Source organism: Bradyrhizobium sp. PRIMUS42 (assembly GCF_023006515.1).
Classification (GTDB): Bacteria; Pseudomonadota; Alphaproteobacteria; order Rhizobiales; family Xanthobacteraceae; genus Bradyrhizobium.
This window is the reverse complement of the sequence record NZ_JALBGZ010000875.1, coordinates 1-2,321: the sequence shown is the minus strand read 5'-3', so window position 1 is coordinate 2,321 and position 2,321 is coordinate 1. Positions and strand designations below refer to the sequence as shown.

Sequence of the window (2,321 nt, the reverse complement as noted above, 5' to 3'; positions counted from 1 at the left end):
CGAGCGGCGTGCCCCCGAGCGCGCCGAGCGGCGAGCGCCCAAGGCTGAGCCGGAGAGGGCTGTGCCGGCAAAATCCGTCGAGCCGCTGCTGCCGACCAAGGTGCAGACCGTCAAGGTGACGGCCGACGAGAACAACATGCGCGTCGACCGTTTCCTCGAAGCGCGCTTTCCCGGCCTGTCGTTCTCTCACATCCAGCGCGTGGTGCGCAAAGGCGAACTGCGCGTCGACGGCAAGCGCGTCGACAGCAAGGACCGCCTGGAAGAGGGCCAGAGCGTCCGTATTCCGCCGCTGAAGCTCGACACGCCGAAGACGGCCGGCCCGCTGTCGGACGCCGCGCAAAAGACGCTCGCCGCGCTGAAGGAGATGACGATCTTCGAGGATGACGACGTCCTCGTCCTGAACAAGCCGGCGGGCCTTGCCGTGCAGGGCGGCTCGGGCATGACGCGGCACATCGACCAGATGCTCGAGGTGATGCGCGATGCCAAGGGCCAGAAGCCGCGCCTCGTGCACCGGATCGACCGGGAGACGTCGGGCTGTCTCCTGATCGCCAAGACGCGCTTTGCAGCCTCGCATCTGACCGGCGCGTTCCGTTCGCGGTCGGCGCGCAAGACCTATTGGGCGCTGGTGCCGGGCCTGCCAAAGCCGAAGCAAGGTCGTATCTCGACCTTCCTCGCCAAGGAAGAGAGCGAGGATGACACCATCATGCGCGTCGCCCAGCATGGCGACGAGGGCGCGAGCCACGCGGTGACCTATTACGCGGTGGTCGAGACCGCCGGCAACAAGCTGACCTGGGTGTCGCTGAAGCCGGTGACGGGCCGCACCCACCAGCTGCGCGCCCACATGGCCCATATCGGCCATCCCATCATCGGCGATCCCAAATACTTCAACATCGAGAATTGGCAGCTGCCGGGCGGCCTGCAAAACCGGCTGCATCTGCTTGCGCGCCGCATCGTCATCCCGCATCCGCGCGGCGGCGTGATCGACGCTACCGCGCCATTGCCGCAGCACATGCAGCAGTCGTGGAATCTGCTCGGGCTCGATGCGAGCCGGTTCGACCCGATCGAGAACGCGCCGGAGGAGTAGGGCACGAGCTCCGCTGCCAGCCCCGTCATTGCGAGGAGCTCTTGCGACGAAGCAATCCAGAGTCCCACTGCACATGCATTCTGGATTGCTTCGCTGCGCTCGCAATGACGGAATGGAGATAGCGGGTGGTTGTCACACTCAATTCCGAAACTGCTCCAAAAACATCCGCAAGGAGTCGTGCGGGCTCTCGACATCCGTGATCAGCCAGCCCTCGGGCCCGTTCACCAGGACGAAGTTCAGCGCCATCCGCCTGCCGCGATTGTCGAAATTCGCCGCGACATAGGTCTTGTCGTATTGCCTGCGGACGACCGCGATTGCGACCGGGCCGAGCCTCCAGCTCTGGCTCTGCACCAGGAAATCGTAGGGCTCGACCCGCGGCGCGCTCCAGGCCTTGCGAAGGGGAGGATCGAAGAATTGCCGGGCGGTCGCAGCATCCCTTGGCAGCCCCTTGGACAGTTCAGGCGCGCCTTCGCCGTAATGGGCATAGACGTTGCGGACCAGCGATTCCGGACTGCGAAAGCCGGCCTCCGCCGTGGCCAGCCAAAGCCCGGCGAACAGGGCCACAATGCCCGCAAGTTCCCTCATGCCCCGCTCGCTTTATCGGCCGCCGGTCTTATCTTAAAAGCCTAGCATCCAGCGATCGGGGCCGAAACTACATGCGTGAATTGTTCGAAGAAGCCGCGGGACAGACCCCGCCCGATCCGCAAGGCGCGATCCGGCAAGCCGCGCGCCCGCCGCAGCGCAAGCGCTTCTACAAAGACGCGGGCGTCACCGATGTCGAAGGCGGCTTCGTCATCACCCTCGACGGCAAGCCGATCCGCACGCCCTCCGGCCGTCAGGTGGTGGTCCCCTCGCGCGCATTGGCCGGTGCGGTGGCCGCGGAATGGTCAGCCCAGGGGGAGACGATCGATCCCGTGACCATGCCGCTGACGCGGATCGCCAACAGCGTCGTGGAAGGCGTCGTCGACCGCGTCGAGCTCGTCAGCGACGACCTCGCAAAATACCTCGAGTCGGATTTGCTGTTCTATCGTGCCGGCCATCCCGAAGGGCTGGTCGCCCGCGAGGCCGCGCATTGGGATCCCGTGCTGTTCTGGGCCGCGGAGGCGCTGGGGGCACATTTCATCCTGTCTGAGGGCGTCATGCACGTGAAGCAGCCCGACGAGGCCGTCGAAGCCGCGCGCGCCGTGCTGCCCGGGGACGCATGGTCGGTGGCCGCACTCCACGTGGTGACGACCTT

The 2,321-nt window shown here is 66.0% G+C and carries 3 protein-coding genes; 2 read left to right on the top strand and 1 reads right to left on the bottom strand.

Annotation, left to right across the window (positions count from 1 at the left end):
* Positions 1–1,084: RluA family pseudouridine synthase (locus MOV75_RS35015; protein WP_247007628.1), on the top strand; the 1,084-nt coding region annotated here is incomplete at its 5' end.
* A 138-nt stretch (positions 1,085–1,222) separates the two neighbouring features.
* Here the strand turns inward: MOV75_RS35015 and MOV75_RS35010 are convergent.
* A complete protein-coding gene (locus tag MOV75_RS35010; RefSeq protein ID WP_246932082.1) occupies positions 1,223–1,669 on the bottom strand; it encodes a hypothetical protein in 447 nt (148 codons plus the stop codon).
* A 71-nt stretch (positions 1,670–1,740) separates the two neighbouring features.
* Here MOV75_RS35010 and MOV75_RS35005 point away from each other — a divergent pair.
* Positions 1,741–2,321: ATP12 family chaperone protein (locus tag MOV75_RS35005; RefSeq protein ID WP_247007627.1), on the top strand; the 581-nt coding region annotated here is incomplete at its 3' end.